The following is a 16,122-nucleotide window of genomic DNA, read 5'->3' as shown; positions in this document are numbered from 1 at the left end:
CTACTTCGGGGGCGTGGCGGCGGGCATCGAGTGGCAGGGCTGCGACGGCGGTGCCGCACGCGGCGGCCGGTGCACCAGCACGAGCGCCAGCACCGCGCCGACCAGCAGCAGCCCCGCGCACCAGGCCAGCGCCCCGCGGAACGCGTCCGTCAGCTCGGCCTTCTGCTCGTACCCGGCACCGGAGAGGCCGACCAGCAGCGGTAGCGCGGCCACCGCGAGCAGGCCTCCGGCCCGGGACGCGGCGTTGTTGAAGCCACTGGCGACGCCGGAGAACCGGTCCTGCACCGCCGCGAGCACCGACGCCGTCAGCGGCGCCACCACCAGGGTCAGCCCGAGGCCGAAGAGCAGCACCCCGGGCAGCACGTCGGTCCAGTAGGACGCGCCCGGCCCGACGCCGCGCAGCAGCAGCAGACCGCCGGCGGCCACGAGCGGCCCGACGGCCAGCGGCAGTCGAGGGCCGATCCGTGCCGACAGTGCACCGGCCCGGGCCGATCCGACCAACAGCAGCAGGGTCATCGGCAGCAGCGCGATGCCGGTGCGCAGCGCCGACCACTCGACGACGTTCTGGAGGTAGACGGCGAAGAAGAAGGTGAAACCGCTCAGCGCCGCGTAGACCACCACGGTGAAGAGGTTCAGGACCGAGAACAGTCGGCTGCTGAACAGCCCGGTGGGCAGCATCGCGGTGTCCCCCCGCCGCCGTTCCAGCAGCACGAAGGCCACCGCGGCCACCACACCGACCAGCGCGGCGACCAGGACCGGGGCGGAGGCGAAGCCACGCGCGGGCGCGTCGATCAGGGCGTACGTGACGCCGGCGAGCGCGAGTGCGCCGAGCAGTGCCCCGGCCACGTCGAAGCGGCGTCGCGTACGGCCCGGACCGTGCGTGCGGGAGGCGTTCTCGTCGCGGCTCTCCGGCACCCAGCGCAGCGCCGCCAGCACGACCAGTACGGCGATCGGCAGGTTGAGGAAGAAGATCCACCGCCAGGAGAGCGCGTCGATCAGCCAGCCGCCGATGAACGGTCCCAACGCCGTGGACACTCCGGACAGTCCGGCCCACGCGCCGATCGCCCGCCCCCGGTCGTCGGGGTGGAAACTGGCCTGGAGCACCGCGAGCGAACCGGGCGTGAGGAGCGCCCCGCCCGCGCCCTGGACGATCCGGGCCACGATGAGAGTGCCGGTGCCCTGGGCCAGGCCGCACAGCACCGACGCGATGGTGAACCAGAGCACCCCGATCAGGAAGACCCGCCGCCGGCCGAAGCGGTCTCCGAGGGACCCGCCGAGCAGGACGAACGCCGCCAGCGTCAACAGGTACCCGTTGACGGTCCACTGAAGATCTGCCACGTTGGCACCGAGATCCTGACCAAGTTTCGGCAGTGCCACGTTGACGACTGTGGTGTCCAGGAAGACCATGCCGGAGGCAAGCACCGCCGCGAGCAGGGTTCCTCGGCCGGCGGCGGTGCCCATCCGCAGTGCGGGCGACGGTACGGAGATGGTCATCCCCACAATCTGCCTTGCAGATTGTGGGAGACGCCACGAAACGCCGAAACCATCCCCGGGTACTGTGCGCAATCGCCGGGAGCCCGCAAGCTGGAGAGGTGTCGTCTGTGCGTACCAGATCAGGACCGCGTGCATCGGTGGCCGCGCTCGTCGCGGCGCTGGCGCTCGGCATGGCCGGTTGCGTCCCGCCCGACGAGACGGAGACCACGCCGGCGCCGGGTGGCGGCGGCGGTAATGCCGTCGAGCAGCTGGGCCAGCTGACCGTCGCCAACGCCAGCTCGATGAAGGGTTACAGCCGGGAACGCTTCCCGCACTGGCGGGACACCGGCAAGAACTGCGACGTGCGGGACAGCATCCTGCAACGCGACGGCAAGGACGTGAAGCTCTCCGGCTGCAACGTGGTCGGTGGTCGCTGGGAGAGCGTGTACGACGGTCGCAGCGCGACCGATCCCTCCGAAGTGGACATCGACCACACCGTGCCGTTGGCCAACGCGTGGCGCTCGGGCGCCGACGAGTGGGACAACGCCAAGCGCGGCGACTTCGCCAACGACACGACACGCCCGCAGCTCATCGCGGTTTCCGCCTCCTCAAATCGGGCAAAGGGTGACCAGGATCCGTCCCAGTGGAAGCCGGCGAACCGGTCGTACTGGTGCCAGTACGCCAAGGACTGGGTGACGGTGAAGCACTACTGGAAGCTGACGGTGACCGCTGCCGAGAAGGCCGCCCTGACCGACATGTTGGAGGGCTGTTGATGAGCGAGGAAGCGGCGACAGACGCCGAGACGGACGCGGACAGCGCCCCGTCGGCCGCCGGGATGACGGCCGACGGCACCGGCGACACGCCGGCCGCGGTGCCGGGGGCCGGCATGGTCGCCGACTCGACCGGCGCGAGTGCCCCGCAGAGCCGCACCGCCGACATCGTGCCCGGTCCGGGCGGGGTGATGACCGACGAGGTCGGCGTCGTCACCGGTGAGCTGACCCTGCGCACCGAGTACGCGGACGGCAAGGTCACCCTGCGGGTGCAGTACAAGGACGCGGACGAGTGGTACGCGGTGACCGGTGGGTCCGCCGCGCTGGCCGATCCGGCGGGGCTGGACGCGGTGCACAGCGTCGCCGTCGGGCTGCTGAACCGCCCGGAGGGCTGAACCGCCGCGCTCGCCCCGGTGTCACCGGAGCGGGGCGAGCGCGAACGCGGTCAGACGTACGAGCCGGGTTCGGTGGGGGCGGAGACCACACCCGGCGTCTCCCCCTCGCCCTCGGGGCGGACGATCTGCGCGCTGACCCCGTGCGGGCGCAGTTCGCCGCTGGCGATCTGCTCGGCGAAGTGGCACGCCACCCGGCTGCCGTCGATCTCCCGCAGCGCCGGCCGCTCATCGGAGCAGCGGGTGGGCTGCGCCCACGGGCAGCGGGTGTGGAATCGGCAGCCGGACGGCGGGTTGGCCGGCGACGGCAGGTCACCGGCGAGCAGGATGCGCTCCCGCCGGTCCTCCACGTCCGGGTCGGGCACCGGAACGGCGGACATCAACGCCCGCGTGTACGGATGCATGGGCTCGGTGTAGAGGCGGTCGCTCGGTGCCTCCTCGACGAGCGCGCCCAGGTACATGACGCCGACGGTGTCGGAGATGTGCCGGACCACCGCGAGGTCGTGCGCGATCACCAGGTAGGTCAGCCCCAGACTGTCCTGCAACTCGTCGAGCAGGTTCACGACCTGGGCCTGGATCGAGACGTCGAGCGCCGAGACCGGCTCGTCGGCGACGATCAGCTCCGGCCCGAGCACCAGCGCGCGGGCGATGCCGATGCGCTGCCGCTGCCCGCCGGAGAACTCGTGCGGGTAGCGCGACAGCGCCCAGCGGGGCAACCCCACCGCGTCCAGCGTCTCGCCGATGAGCCGCCGGCGTTCGGCGCGGTCGGCACCGATCCCGTGGGTCTGCATGCCCTCGGTCAGGATCGACTCGACGTTCTGCCGGGGGTCGAGGCTGGACATCGGGTCCTGGAAGATCATTTGCATCCGGCGACGCATCGACCGCAGCTTGCCCGGCGCCAGCGTGGTCAGCTCGACGCCGTCGAAGGTGACCTCCCCGGACGTGGGCGGGGTGAGCTGCAGCAGCGCCCGGCCGAGCGTGGACTTGCCGCAGCCGGACTCGCCGACCAGGCCGTACGTCTTGCCACGCGCGATGGTCAGGTCCACACCGTCGACGGCCTGCACGTGGCCGACCACCCGGTCGAACAGCACCCCCCGCTTGATCGGGAAGTGCACCTTCAGATCGCGTACCTCGACGAGCGTGTCGTTGTCACTCACGCCTGTTCCTCCTCGCGCGGGGCGGGCACCGTGCCGGGAACCGGCTCCGGATTGACGCACCGGTAGCTCCGACCGTCGTGGGTGAGCACCAGCTCCGGCGGCTGACCCACGCATTCGTCGGTCCGTCGCGCGCAGCGCGGGGCGAACGCGCAGCCGTCCGGCCAGGGCAGCAGGTCGCGGACCGACCCGGGGATCGGGTTGAGCCTCTCGCCACGTCCGGCGTCGAGTCGGGGCACCGACCCCAGCAGACCCACGGTGTACGGGTGCCGCGGCTCGCGGAACAGCGGACGACGGCGGGCCGTCTCCACCACCCGACCGCCGTAGAGCACGTTGACGGTGTCGCACATGCCGGCGACCACGCCCAGGTCGTGCGTGATCATCAGCAGGGCGGTACCCGAGTCGCGGACCAGTTCCTTGAGCAGTTCCAGGATCTGCGCCTGGATGGTGACGTCCAGCGCGGTGGTCGGCTCGTCGGCGATCAGCAGCCGGGGTTGGCAGGCCACCGCCATGGCGATCAGTGCCCGCTGCCGCATGCCGCCGGAGAGCTGGTGCGGGTACTCCTTGAGCCGGCGCTTCGGGTCGGGGATGCCGACCCGGTCCAGCAGCGCCGCCGCCTCCTTGGCCGCGGCCTCGCCCTTCATCCCCCGGTGCCGCGCCAGCACCTCGGTGACCTGTAGACCGATGGGGATCACCGGGTTCAGTGACGAGAGCGGGTCCTGGAAGATCATCGCGATGTCCCGACCACGGATGTCACGCCGCGACCGGTCGTCGAGCTGGAGCAGGTCGGTGCCGTCGAAGACGGCCTTGCCACCCACCCGCAGGCCCGGCTGCTTCGGCAGCAGACCCATGATCGCCAGCGAGGTGACGCTCTTGCCGCAGCCGGACTCGCCGACCAGGCCGACCACCTGACCGGCGTCGACCGAGAAGGAGACACCGTCGACGGCGTGCACGGCACGCTGGCCGCGTCGCGCGAACGTGACGGAGAGATCATCAACTTCGAGCAGTGCCATTACTGGCCTTCCGTTCGCGACTGCGGGGCTCGCAAGCTCACTCCTCGCGCTTCACACATGCGGCCTTCCGTTCGCGACTGCGGGGCTCGCAAGCTCACTCCTCGCGCTTCACACATGACGGGCCTACTTCCGCAGCTTCGGGTCGAGGGCCTCGCGCATCGCCTCACCGAGCAGGGTGAAGCCGAGCGCGGTGATGATGATCGCGATCGCCGGGTAGATCGCCAGCGACGGCCGGATTCCGAGGTACTGCTGCGCGTCGGCGAGCATCACCCCCCACTCCGGCACGGCGGTGTCCGGGTTGCCGAGACCGAGGAAGGACAGCGCAGCGGCCTCGATGATCGCGGTGGCCAGGGTGAGCGTGGCCTGCACGATCACCGGGGCGAGCGAGTTCGGCACCACGTGGGTCAGCGCGATCTTCGACTTCTTCACGCCGAGCGAGGTGGCCGCGAGGACGTAGTCGCTGTTGGACTGGGAGATCATCGAGCCGCGCAGCAGCCGGGCGAAGACCGGCACCGAGACGACGCCGACCGCGATCATCACGGTGGTCAGGCTGGCCCCGAGCAGAGCGGCGATGCTCACCGCCAGCAGCAGGCTCGGCATCGCCAGCAGCATGTCGACGAACCGCATCAGGGTGGTGTCGATCCAGCGTCCCCAGCGGCCACCGAGGCCCGCCGCGGCACCGGAGACACCACCGATCAACGCGCCGATCGCCAGACCGATCAGGGTGGAGACCACGCCGACCAGCAGGGTCTGCCGAGCACCGACGATCATCCGGCTGAACTCGTCGCGGCCCTGGTGGTCATAGCCGAACCAGTGGTCACCGTCGGGCCCCGGGATGACACCCGGCTTGATCAGCCCCTCCCGGATGCCGATCGTGTCGGTCGGCGCGTACGGCACGAGGAACGGGCCGATCACCGCGACCAGCACGAAGATGGCCAGGATGATCGCGCCGACGATCGCGGCCGGATTGCTGCGCAGCCGGCGGAACGCCTCCTGCCAGAGGCTGACGCCCCGCTCGTCGTCGCGGGCCGCCAACTCGGAGAGCCGGTCGATCTTTTCGCGCTTCTTGCCCGGGGAGAGGGTCATCGCACCCTCACCCTCGGGTCGATGAAGCTGTAGGAGAGGTCGACCAGGAGGTTCACCAGCACGTACACCACCGCGATGATCAGGATGAAGCCCATCAGCACCGGATAGTCGCGCTGGCCGATGGCCTCGGCGACGAAGGCTCCGATGCCACTGAAGGCGAAGACGGTCTCGGTCAGCACGGCGCCGGAGAGCAGACCGCCGGCGAGCAGACCGATCGAGGTGGCCACCGGCAGCATCGCGTTGCGCAGCACGTGCCGACGCCGGACGGTCTGCTCGGTGAGCCCCTTGGCCTCGGCAGTACGCACGAAGTCCTCGTTGAGCACTTCGAGCACGCTCGCCCGGGTGATCCGGACGATGATCGCCAGCGGGATGCTGGCCAACGCGATGCTGGGCAGCACGAGATGCCAGAGCGCGTCGGCCGCAGCGTCCCACTCGCGGGTCATCAGCCCGTCGAGGACGAAGAAGTTGGTGATCCGGGTGGCCCCGAGCGTCGGGTCCTGCCGACCGCTGGACGGGAACCAGTGCAGGTTCTCCGAGAAGATCGCCTTGAGCACGTAGCCCAGGAAGAAGACCGGGATGCAGATGCCGATCAGCGACCCGCCCACCGAGGCGTGGTCGAGGAACCGGCCGCGGCGACGGGCCGCCAGGTAGCCCAGCGGGATACCCACGCCGATCGCGATGACCATCGCGGTGATCGTCAGCTCGACGGTGCCGGGGAAGCGCTCGATGAACTCGGTGGTGACCGGTCGCTTGGTGGAGGTCGAGGTGCCCAGGTCGAGCTGGACCATCCGCCGTACGAACCGGCCGTACTGCACCAGGATGGGCTCGTCGAGGCCCATGTTGTGCCGGATGGCCGCACGCATCTCGGGCGTGCCGCGCTCACCGAGGATCGCGGTCTCGGGGCCTCCGGGCAGTCGCCGGAGCCAGATGAAGAGCAGGAGGGAGAGCCCGAACAGCGTGGGTATCAACTGGAGCAGGCGTCTGACGATGAACCGGAACACGGCGGCCTCGAAGGGGTTGCGGAGGGTTACGGGCGGGCGCTGTGTGCCAGCGCCCGCCCGCGTTCCTTGCCTTGGTGCAGAACCTACTTGAATTCGGCGGTGGCGTACCGCTCGTCAGTCAGCGGGCTCGCCTTGACGCCGGTCACGTCCTTGCCGAACACGATCGCCGGCGGGGAGTGCGAGATCGGCACACCCGGCAGGAAGTCCATGATGGACCTGTTCAGGGCCTTGTACTTCTCGGTCCGGGCCGCGATGTCGGCGGTGGTGTCCGCGTCCTTGAACTGGTCGAACAGGGCCTTGTTGTTGAAGCCCCACTCGTCCTTCGGCCGGTCGAAGAAGGTGCCGATGAAGTTGTAGGCATCGCCGTAGTCACCGGTCCAGCCCAGGAAGTGGATGTCGTGCTTGCTGCCGGACGTGGTGGCGTTCAGGTAGTCCGGGCTCCACTTCAGCGGGATCGCCTCGACGGTGATGCCGACCGCCTTCAGGTCCGCCGACAGCAGCTCGAAGATGTCCTTCGGGTTCGGCATGTACGGCCGGGTGACCTCGGTCGGGTAGTGGAAACGCAGGGTCAGGTTCGACGCGCCGGCCTCGGCCAGCAGAGCCTTCGCCTTCGCCGGGTCGTAGGTGTACTTGGTGACGTCACCGTTCCAGCCCTCGACCGTGTCCGGCATGAAGTTGTCGGCGACCTTCGCGCCCGGCGGCAGCTTCGAGTCGACCAGCTGCTGGCGGTTCAACGCGTACGCGATGGCCTGCCGGACGCGGATGTCGGCGAGCTTCGGGTTGCCCTTCTGGTTGATCGCCAGGTAGAGCACGTTGAATGCCGGACGGGTGAGGACGTTGAAGCCCTCGCCCTTCAGCGGCTCGACGTCCGCCGGGCCGACCAGGTCGTAGCCCTGGATGTCGCCGGAGCGCAGCGCCTGCTTACGGGCGTTCTCGTCGGAGATCGTCTTGAAGATGAGCGTCTTCAGCTTGGCCTTGGCGCCCGCGTAGTCGTCGTTGCGCTCCAGGGTCAGCGTCTTGTTCGCGACGTCCCAGGACTTGAACTTGAACGGGCCGGTGCCGGTCGGGTGCGCCGTCGCGTACGCCGGGTACTTGATGTCGTCCGCCGTGCCACTCACGTTGCTGGCGTCGAACTCCTGGAGCGCCTTCGGGCTGTGGATGGAGAACGAGGGAAGCATCAGCGCGGCCGGGATCTTGCTGGACACCCGGGTGAACGCCAGGTCCACGGTGGTCGCGTCCTTGGCGGAGCAGGACTTGAAGAGACTCGGCGGCAGGTCCGCGTTCTCGTTCTTGGCGAAGCCGCCCATGACGTCCTGCCAGTACGCCGTCACGTCCGGGCTCTGCATGAGGCCCTTGGCGTTGTACCAGCGGTCGAAGTTGGCGCAGACCGCCTCGGCGTTGAAGTCGGTGCCGTCGTGGAACTTCACGCCGGACCGCAGCTTGAACGTCCAGGTGGTGCCGGCGGCGTCCGGGGTCCAGGACTCGGCCAGGCCGGGGGTGACCTTGGTGCCACCCTCCTCGGGCCGGACCAGGGTCTCGAAGACCTGACGCGCCACACGCAGCGACTCACCGTCGCTGGCGAAGCTCGGGTCGAGCACCTTCGGGTCTCCGGCGACGCCGAAGACGAGGGTGTCCTTCTTGCTACCGCTGGAATTGTCGCCGCGGTTGCTCTCGGCGCAGCCTGCTACCGCGAGGGCCGCGACCGCGACGGCCGCGATGGCGACCTTCGGCCTGGGTGCACGCATGTGTGCTTCACCTCGTCCTTGGGGGTACGGACAACGTGGTGACAGGGGTCACCGATGGCGGTGACCATAGCTCTCGGGGCGTCCAGCCGGAAACCGTGAGATGGACTGTTGGTATCGGATCGTGCCTCAACCGCCGCTTGACAGAAGAATCGAAGGTGAAAGCAGGCCGCGACCGTGGATTCTGCACCCGCGATGCCAAACTGTTACGTCGAACAGGCCCGATAGGGGCCGAGGTGTCAGATCATTTCCGGGCAGGTACGCGACGATGGCCGGCACCCGCACGGGTGCCGGCCATCGTCGAACCTGGAGACTCAGACCGCCCGGCGACCCTCGAAGGCCCTGCCCAGGGTGATCTCGTCGGCGTACTCGAGGTCGCCGCCGACCGGTAGGCCGCTGGCCAGCCGGGTCACCGCGAGGCCCATCGGCTTCACCATCAGCGCCAGGTAGGTGGCTGTCGCCTCGCCCTCGGTGTTCGGGTCGGTCGCCAGGATCAGCTCCCGCACCGTGCCGCTGCTCAACCGGGTCATCAACTCCCGGATACGCAGATTGTCCGGGCCGATGCCTTCCAGCGGATTGATCGCGCCGCCGAGCACGTGGTAGCGGCCCCGGAACTCACCGGTCCGCTCGACGGCCACCACGTCCTTGGGTTCCTCCACCACGCACAGCACCTCGTCGGTGCGGCGCGGATCGCGGCAGATCCGGCACTGCTCGGACTCCGCCACGTTGTAACAGGTCGTGCAGAAGCGCACCAGCTCCTTGACCTTGCGCAGCGCGCCGGCCAGCCGGTTGACGTCGGCCGGATCGGCCGAGAGGACGTGGAACGCGATCCGCTGGGCGCTCTTCGGGCCCACGCCCGGCAGTCGCCCCAGCTCGTCGATCAGATCCTGGATGGCACCTTCGTACATCTGCCGGCTCAGAAACCGGGCAGGCCGAGGCCGCCCATGCCGCCGGCGACCGGGCCCATCTTGCGCTCGGTCAACTCACGAGCCGCCTCGGCGGCGTTGTGCACGGCCGCCACCACCAGGTCTTCCAGCGTCTCCACGTCGTCCGGGTCGACGGCCTTCGGGTCGATCTTGATGGCCTTCAGCTCGCCGCCGCCGGAGACGGTCGCGGTGACCAGCCCTCCGCCGGCCGTGCCGGTCAGCTCGGCCTCGGCCAGCTCGGCCTGGGCGGCGGCGATCTGCTGCTGCATCTTCTGCGCCTGCTTCAGCATCTGCTGCATGTTCGGCTGTCCACCTGGGCGCACGGATGGCTCCTTCTCGCACTCGTCTGCTCGGCCGCCGACCAGCCTATCCGCTGGGACCGACGTCGCCGTGCCCGGTGCGTCCGCCCACGCCGAGGCCCGGGGCTCCTTCATCGCGGGTCGGGGACGTCGGGACTCAGAGCCGGTCGTACTGCTCGCGGACCAGGGACTCGACGACCGGCACGCTGCCCGGCGGGCCGCCGACCGCGCTGACGATCAGGACGATCTCGTGCCGGCCGGCGACGGCCCACACACCGGTCCGCTCGGCATTCACGAAGGCCGCTGATCCCGGCACCTCGGCGAGGGGCGTCACCTCGCCGGGGGTCGCCTCCCGCAGGTCGCTGTAGGAACGCTGGAACTGGTCCGCCGACCCCGCCGATCCGAACTGGAGCAGGGTGATCGACACGAGGGTGGCGTCCGGGCGGGTCCAGGCCGAGGCGGCCGCGTGAACCAGGTCGCCGCCCGTCTGCTCGGCGAGCAGGTGCGCTCGCGCCTCGGAGAGCGGCAGAACCCGACCCAGGTCGACCTGGTCGTCCGCCACGGCCGGCGTGGCAGGGGCCCAACCGGCGGGAGCCGCCACCACCAGCGCACCGAGGTCGGGGGTCTGGTCGTCGGCCGAGCCGATCGCCCGCCAGCTGACCGTGACGAGGAGGACTGCCACGCCGAGGACCGCCAGCACGCCGGTGATCGGCGCGGGGCGTCGCCACCAGGGCACCTCCGGTCGGGTGTTCGGGCGTGAACCCTGCCAGACGAAGGGGGTCGAATCCGTCGCGGCAGACTCATCCACGAACACGGCGGCAGCGGTCGGCGTCGCCGGTTCCGGTGCGGTAGGCGTCGCCGGCTCCGGCTCCGGCAGGGCCGTGACGGCGCGTACCAGCAACAGCACCCCGAACAGCGCCGACCAGACGCCACCAAGGAGGTCGGCGTCGGGATGATCGTCTGCCGGGAAGCCACTGACGTCGATGGCGGCCGTGGCCGGCAGGAGGGTGCCGACTCCCAGCACCACACCGAGCAGGATCGCGGCCAACCGCACACCGAACCGCCATTGCGGCCGTACCCACGCCGCCACCAGCAGCACCAGCAACAACGCCCACCCGACGTACAGCGGTTGCCAGTAGCCCGCGAGGTCGGTCAGCCCGAACGTCCGCGCCTCGGTCGAGGGCGCTCGGCCGAACAGCCGGTCCACGGCGAACCCGTTGGGACGCACCGTCACCCACGACATCGACCGCGCCGAGATCAACAGGATCAGGCCAGCGATCGCCAGCACCGCCGCCTTCGCGTGGTCACGGCCGAACCGACTGCCGTCGGCTGCTTCCTCGGCAGTCGAGGTGATCTTCACGGCGCACATCCTGACAGCGCACGGGAACACCGTCCACCCCGTCGAACCGCCTTCGAGGTACGGCTACCACTACCCCGAACCGGCCGTCTGCCGGTAGTGCGCCGGGCACCCCCGTACTGGTCTGCTCGACGGTATGAACCTCACCCGTAGTGGCCGCGTCGCCGCGCTCTGCTGGGCGGCGGCCGCACCGATCTTCCTCGTGGCCAGTCTGATCACCGGACTGCGGTGGCGCGAGCCGACCTACAGCTGGGCCACCCACAACATCAGCGACCTCGGCAACGTCCACTGCGGGACCTGGGACACCACCCGACCCCGGTTCGTCTGCTCGCCCTGGCATCCACTCATGAACGCCGCGATGCTGACCACCGCCGTCCTGCTCGCCGCCGGGCTGCTGCTGACCTGGCGGCTCCTCGGCCGGGGCGGTGTGGTGCGCTCGGCGCAGATCCTCCTGCTGCTGGCCACCGGCGGTTATGCCCTGGTGGCTCTCAATCCCGCCGACGTCGACGAGAACCGGCACGTCCTCGGCGCTTTCCTGATCATGAGCACGGGTAACGTCGGCCTGCTCCTCGCCGGCTTCGCGCCGAACTCCACGGTGCTCGGCCGATGGCGACGGCTCTCCCTCGCCGCCGGGCTCACCGCGCTGGTCGGGACCGTGCTGTTCGTCGCCCAGCAGGGCACCGGCATCGGGGTGGGCGGCATGGAACGAGTAGCCGTGCTGCCCTTTCCCCTCTGGGCCTGCTGCCTCGGAGTCCTCCTCGCCGAGACCCCCCAGCCCCGCGATCTTGCACTTTCTGCGCCCGCATAAGGGGCATTCCACGCAGAAGGGCAACCGGAACTGCAAGATCGCGGGGAGGGTGGAGGCTAGCGGGCGTCGATCTCGTTGATCTTCTCGGCGCCGAAGGTCTCGCGCAGTAGGCGTACCGCCTGCTCCTCGCTCGACTCCCGAGCCGTCTTCTCATCGATGATCTCGTCCAGCGGCTCGTCGCCCGGGTCGAAACCCTCAAGGGCCGGGGCCGGTGCAGCGCCGCCGGGTCGGCCGGCCCGCGCCGGGCCGTCGAAGTCCGGGTCGTAGGGCGGCTCGCCGGCCCATTCGGCGTCCGCGACCGGCCGGGTTGCCGCTCCGGTACGCGCACCACGCCCCGCCGCCGCCGCGCGAGCCGCGGCGATGGCGCTGCTCACCGGGGCGCCACCGGCTGTCGCCGGCTGCCGTGTCGCAGGTGTCGAGTTACCCCGTCCGCCCGGCTTACCGCCACCGGCCGCCGCCGCGGGACCGCCCGAACCGCCTGGCCCGGTGCCGTTCGCCCCAGCGCCGTTGGTGCTGACACCGCCGTTCGCGACGCTGCCGTTCGGGCCGGCGCCGTTGGTGCCACTCCCGTTGGTGCCCCTGCTGTTCGGGTCGGTGCCGTTGGTGCCGCTCCCGTTTGCGCCGCTGCCGTTAGCGCCGGTCGAGGGCGGCACGGAGTGGGAGTTCGATTCGGCTCCGGCCAACGCCCCGCCGGGGCGGGCGGCTTCCGGCCAGTCCTCGTCGTCGGTAGCCTCGGAGATCGGGGCGGCACCGCCGGGGCGGGCCGCTTCCGGCCAGTCACCGTCGTCGTCCGCCGCCGTGGCGGACGACGCTGCGCCCTGCCCACCAGCTCCGTGACCACCGGAGCCCGCGCCGACACCGCCGGGCGAAGCCGAGCCGGCCGCGCCGGTCGGGTTCGCTGCGGCGGACAGCACGGTCGTCGGACCGGCAGCAGCGGTCGAGGCGTTGGCCGCCGCACTCCCCGGACCGACGGCGTTCGAGCCAGGCCCCGATTCTGCGCTGAGGCCTGCGGGATTCGAACTTGGCGCGGGGTTCGAGCGCGACGCGGGATTCGAGCCGAAGTCAGCGTTCGAGCCAGGCCCGTTCGAGCTGGGCCCAGTTGGCGGCGCGCTCGTTGGGGCGGCAGCCGGCGGCGTGGCGGGTCGGGCCGGTGCGGTGGGCTGGGAGCGCGGCGGGCCGGACAGCGACGTGCCGCCCCGCTCGCCGGCCACCTCGCAGCGGATCTGCCAGCGCCCGCCCAACTCCTCGTAGAGCGCGTCGGTCAGCACCGCCGAGTGATCGGCCATCATCTTGGCCAGCACGGACGACTTCACGGTCAACACCAGCATGTCGCCGTCGAGTTCGCGGACCACCGCGTCACGCATCAGGGCGGCGATCCGCTTGTTGGTCCGGTTGACCTTGCCGACCACGTCGGGCCAGACCCGGCGCACCGCGACCGCGTCCAGCGCAGGGGCTGGCGCATCCGGGCGTGGTGGCGCGGGGGTCGCCGGGTCGGGCAGCACGGCCGACGGCGGTACCACGCGACGCGGGGTCGGCGAGCCGGTGTCCGGTCCGGCGGGCGAGACGGGCACGGTCCGGTCAGCGGAAGCGGGGGCCGCCGTCGACGCGCCGGGCGACGCCGGGATCGGGGAGTCCGCAGCCGAGGGCGCGTGCGAGCCTCGGACGCCCGAGGCGGCAGCGTCCGAGTCGGCAGCACCGGAGGCGGTCGTGCCGGAAGCAGCCGAGCCGGCAACACCGGCAGCATCCGAGGCGGCCGAGCCTGGGGTACGTCGCGGGGCCGGGGATGCCGTCGGGTCGACATCCCACGGCGGTGCGGAGGTCGGGGCATCGGCGGGTGCGGGGTGTGCGGCAGCCGGGACCGGTGGGGCGTGCTGTGGGCGTACCCCTGGGTTTGTCGCTGGCGCGGCGGCCGACGGCGCGTCGGTGCCGCCCAGGGTGAGCCGGCGTTCCATCCGTTCGAGGCGCTGGAGCAGGCCACCGGTGGAATCGTCCACGCCGGGGAGCAGCATCCGGGCGCAGATCAGCTCCAGCAGCAGCCGGGGCGCGGTGGTGCCGCGCATCTCCACCAGGCCGTCGTGGACGATGTCGGCGCAGCGGGAGAGCGTGCCCGGGCCGAGCTGGGCGGCCTGGGCGGCCATCCGCTCGATCTGGTCGGCGGGGCCGTCGATGAGGCCCTTCGTGGCGGCGTCCGGCACCTGCTGGATCACGATGAGGTCGCGCAGCCGTTCCAGCAGGTCGGAGGCGAACCGGCGCAGGTCGTGCCCGGCCTCGGCGACCCGGTCGACGGTGGCGTACGCGGCGGCGCCGTCCCCGGCGGCCAGCGCGTCGCACATCTCGTCGATCAGCGCGGCGTCGGTGACGCCGAGCAGCGCTGCGGCCCGGGCGTAGGTGACCCCCTCCTGCCCGGCGCCGGCGATGAGCTGGTCGAGCACCGAGAGGCTGTCCCGCATGCTGCCGCCACCGGCGCGCACCACCAGGGGGAAGACCGCCGGCTCGATGGTGACGCCCTCGGCCTGGGTGAGCTGTTCGAGGTACGGGCGCAGCACCTTCGGCGGGAACAGCCGGAACGGGTAGTGGTGGGTCCGCGAGCGGATCGTGCCGAGGACCTTCTCCGGCTCGGTGGTGGCGAAGATGAACTTGACGTACTCCGGCGGCTCCTCGACCAGCTTGAGCAGGGCGTTGAAGCCCTGCGTCGAGACCATGTGCGCCTCGTCGATGATGTAGATCTTGAAGCGGCTGCGGGCCGGCGCGAAGAACGCCTTCTCGCGCAGCTCGCGGGCGTCGTCGACACCACCGTGGCTGGCCGCGTCGATCTCGATGACGTCGATCGAGCCGGCACCGTCGGTGGTCAGCGAGCGGCAGGACTCACACTTGCCGCACGGCTCGGGAGTGGGGCCCTGCTCGCAGTTGAGCGAACGGGCCAGGATGCGGGCGCTGGAGGTCTTGCCGCAGCCGCGTGGGCCGGAGAAGAGGTAGGCGTGGTTGAGCCGCCCGCTGCGCAGGGCCTGCGACAACGGCTCGGTGACCTGCTCCTGGCCGATCATCTCGGCGAAGGTGCGCGGTCGGTACTTGCGGTAGAGCGCCAGCGTCACGCGTCCCGCCTCCTCTCGACCGAGCCATTCTGCGCCGGTCTGGCGCGGGTGACCACCCACCCCGCCGGGACGTCTGGGCCCACGGGCTTGATCGACTCGGCTTCCTGGAAATCGGGGTGTCCGCATGCCCGGGATGCCCCGACATCACGGATGTCGGTGTGGATCGAGGCCCGGAGACAAAAAGGCCTCCCGTGCACCCGGCAGAGCTCGCTTATCCTTGCTGCCTTCCGGCCCTGGGGAGGTTCACGAGATACCGCCGCACGGGAGGTGACGCCAACCCTACCCGACGGCCCGTCGATCTTCAGGGGGTGGTGGGGTGTCCCGGTCGGCGGGGGCCTGTATCCTGGCTCGCGGAGGATTCGCCTAGAGGCCTAGGGCGCACGCTTGGAAAGCGTGTTGGGTTTACACCCTCACGAGTTCGAATCTCGTATCCTCCGCTCGCCTGAGCAGCACGAACGAAGGGCCGGCCCCAACGGGGACCGGCCCTTCGTCGTCTCGACGGTCACGCTCGCCCCAGTAGCCGGTTCCGCCTGGTAGCCCAACCGGCCTACCTAACCTACGGCCAGCGAGGCCCAAGCAGCGAAGGGGCGCGAGCCGCCGGGGTGCGGGTGATCGGCGACGCACACCGGCCGCACAAGGTCGAGCATCTCGCACTGCTGGTGCGGACGTCGTGATCGCCAACATGCACACGTCGCCTTGCTCTGCTGGAGCGTGGAGACACAACCAACGCGCTGTAGAGGGCGCATGTCGCATCCGTGTCGTCGCACCTGCACTGACCGGCTTTCTTGCTGGTCAGCACCCTACTTGGCGTGATCTCGAAAGCCTGTAAGTGGCGGGTTGCTCCGAATCGACCACGAAGGACAGGTACCCCTAGTAGTGCTTTGTTAGGTTCTGTGGCGTTTGTTGCGGTGTATGGGTTTCAGGGGTTGGTGGCAGGTGGTGCAGGCGCCGGTCCAGGTCGCGAGGAGTCGTTGCAGCTCGCGGATGACCGCATAAAGGGTCAGGCCGG

13 protein-coding genes, 1 tRNA gene and 1 other RNA gene are annotated in these 16,122 nt (G+C 70.5%); 4 read left to right on the top strand and 11 right to left on the bottom strand.

Features of this window, described 5'->3' with window-relative positions; translation table 11 throughout:
- Nucleotides 1-1,494 carry an MFS transporter gene (locus ACGFH9_RS20000; RefSeq protein ID WP_393221335.1) on the bottom strand — a complete coding sequence of 498 codons (1,494 nt, stop codon included), beginning with the start codon at nucleotides 1,492-1,494 and terminating at the stop codon, nucleotides 1-3.
- A gap of 107 nt (nucleotides 1,495-1,601) precedes the next feature.
- Between ACGFH9_RS20000 and ACGFH9_RS19995 the strand changes: the two genes are divergently transcribed.
- Together ACGFH9_RS19995 and ACGFH9_RS19990 are read left to right on the top strand one after the other, a co-directional pair.
- Nucleotides 1,602-2,246: an HNH endonuclease family protein gene (locus tag ACGFH9_RS19995; RefSeq protein WP_393221333.1), complete on the top strand. Its 645-nt coding sequence runs from the start codon at nucleotides 1,602-1,604 to the stop codon at nucleotides 2,244-2,246.
- Nucleotides 2,246-2,638 (top strand): hypothetical protein, encoded by a 393-nt coding sequence (locus ACGFH9_RS19990; protein WP_355238735.1) that lies wholly within the window; start codon nucleotides 2,246-2,248, stop codon nucleotides 2,636-2,638. Before ACGFH9_RS19995 ends, ACGFH9_RS19990 begins: the two co-directional genes overlap by 1 nt.
- A gap of 50 nt (nucleotides 2,639-2,688) precedes the next feature.
- On the opposite strand, the gene ACGFH9_RS19985 is transcribed toward ACGFH9_RS19990, so the two are convergent.
- The 8 genes from ACGFH9_RS19985 to ACGFH9_RS19950 form a co-directional block, all read right to left on the bottom strand.
- Entirely contained in the window at nucleotides 2,689-3,792 is a 1,104-nt protein-coding gene (locus ACGFH9_RS19985; protein WP_393221330.1) for an ABC transporter ATP-binding protein, read from the bottom strand.
- Nucleotides 3,789-4,802: an ABC transporter ATP-binding protein gene (locus ACGFH9_RS19980; protein WP_393221327.1), complete on the bottom strand. Its 1,014-nt coding sequence runs from the start codon at nucleotides 4,800-4,802 to the stop codon at nucleotides 3,789-3,791. The genes ACGFH9_RS19985 and ACGFH9_RS19980 overlap by 4 nt, the downstream gene beginning before the upstream one ends.
- Before the next feature lie 123 nt (nucleotides 4,803-4,925).
- Nucleotides 4,926-5,888, bottom strand: coding sequence for an ABC transporter permease (locus ACGFH9_RS19975; RefSeq protein ID WP_393221325.1), 963 nt, complete (start codon nucleotides 5,886-5,888; stop codon nucleotides 4,926-4,928).
- A complete protein-coding gene (locus ACGFH9_RS19970; RefSeq protein WP_355238747.1) occupies nucleotides 5,885-6,889 on the bottom strand; it encodes an ABC transporter permease in 1,005 nt (334 codons plus the stop codon). Before ACGFH9_RS19970 ends, ACGFH9_RS19975 begins: the two co-directional genes overlap by 4 nt.
- Before the next feature lie 83 nt (nucleotides 6,890-6,972).
- Nucleotides 6,973-8,634 carry an ABC transporter substrate-binding protein gene (locus ACGFH9_RS19965; protein WP_393221321.1) on the bottom strand — a complete coding sequence of 554 codons (1,662 nt, stop codon included), beginning with the start codon at nucleotides 8,632-8,634 and terminating at the stop codon, nucleotides 6,973-6,975.
- 311 nt (nucleotides 8,635-8,945) lie between these two features.
- Entirely contained in the window at nucleotides 8,946-9,539 is a 594-nt protein-coding gene (gene recR / locus ACGFH9_RS19960; protein WP_355238753.1) for a recombination mediator RecR, read from the bottom strand.
- An 8-nt stretch (nucleotides 9,540-9,547) separates the two neighbouring features.
- On the bottom strand, nucleotides 9,548-9,856 hold the full coding sequence (locus ACGFH9_RS19955; protein WP_355238853.1) for a YbaB/EbfC family nucleoid-associated protein: 309 nt from the start codon (nucleotides 9,854-9,856) through the stop codon (nucleotides 9,548-9,550).
- 157 nt (nucleotides 9,857-10,013) lie between these two features.
- Complete coding sequence (locus ACGFH9_RS19950; protein ID WP_393221317.1) at nucleotides 10,014-11,216, bottom strand: hypothetical protein; 1,203 nt, start codon at nucleotides 11,214-11,216, stop codon at nucleotides 10,014-10,016.
- Nucleotides 11,217-11,349: 133 nt separating this feature from the next.
- On the opposite strand from ACGFH9_RS19950, the gene ACGFH9_RS19945 reads away from it, so the two are divergent.
- The gene (locus ACGFH9_RS19945; protein WP_393221314.1) at nucleotides 11,350-12,021 is read left to right on the top strand and encodes a DUF998 domain-containing protein; all 672 of its coding nucleotides are present in this window, start codon (nucleotides 11,350-11,352) and stop codon (nucleotides 12,019-12,021) included.
- Between the two features lie 56 nt (nucleotides 12,022-12,077).
- Here the strand turns inward: ACGFH9_RS19945 and ACGFH9_RS19940 are convergent, their stop codons facing one another.
- A complete protein-coding gene (locus ACGFH9_RS19940; protein ID WP_393221313.1) occupies nucleotides 12,078-15,113 on the bottom strand; it encodes a DNA polymerase III subunit gamma and tau in 3,036 nt (1,011 codons plus the stop codon).
- Between the two features lie 180 nt (nucleotides 15,114-15,293).
- Nucleotides 15,294-15,383, bottom strand: an RNA gene (gene ffs / locus ACGFH9_RS19935) — signal recognition particle sRNA small type.
- Between the two features lie 82 nt (nucleotides 15,384-15,465).
- Between ffs and ACGFH9_RS19930 the strand changes: the two genes are divergently transcribed.
- Nucleotides 15,466-15,550 (top strand) — tRNA-Ser (locus ACGFH9_RS19930).
- The last annotated feature ends 572 nt before the right edge of the window (nucleotides 15,551-16,122 follow it).

It is taken from the genome of Micromonospora sp. NPDC049102 (assembly GCF_043197485.1).
Taxonomy (GTDB): Bacteria; Actinomycetota; Actinomycetes; order Mycobacteriales; family Micromonosporaceae; genus Micromonospora.
The sequence above is the reverse complement of the archived record's forward strand: the minus strand, read 5'-3'. Positions and strand labels throughout refer to the sequence as shown.

Coding starts and splice junctions, on each gene's coding strand:
- ACGFH9_RS20000 (WP_393221335.1), bottom strand. CDS start 1,494: ATGACCATCTCCGTACCGTCGCCCGCACTGCGGATGGGCACCGCCGCC.
- ACGFH9_RS19990 (WP_355238735.1), top strand. CDS start 2,246: ATGAGCGAGGAAGCGGCGACAGACGCCGAGACGGACGCGGACAGCGCC.
- ACGFH9_RS19980 (WP_393221327.1), bottom strand. CDS start 4,802: ATGGCACTGCTCGAAGTTGATGATCTCTCCGTCACGTTCGCGCGACGC.
- ACGFH9_RS19975 (WP_393221325.1), bottom strand. CDS start 5,888: ATGACCCTCTCCCCGGGCAAGAAGCGCGAAAAGATCGACCGGCTCTCC.
- ACGFH9_RS19965 (WP_393221321.1), bottom strand. CDS start 8,634: ATGCGTGCACCCAGGCCGAAGGTCGCCATCGCGGCCGTCGCGGTCGCG.
- recR (WP_355238753.1), bottom strand. CDS start 9,539: ATGTACGAAGGTGCCATCCAGGATCTGATCGACGAGCTGGGGCGACTG.
- ACGFH9_RS19955 (WP_355238853.1), bottom strand. CDS start 9,856: ATGCAGCAGATGCTGAAGCAGGCGCAGAAGATGCAGCAGCAGATCGCC.
- ACGFH9_RS19945 (WP_393221314.1), top strand. CDS start 11,350: ATGAACCTCACCCGTAGTGGCCGCGTCGCCGCGCTCTGCTGGGCGGCG.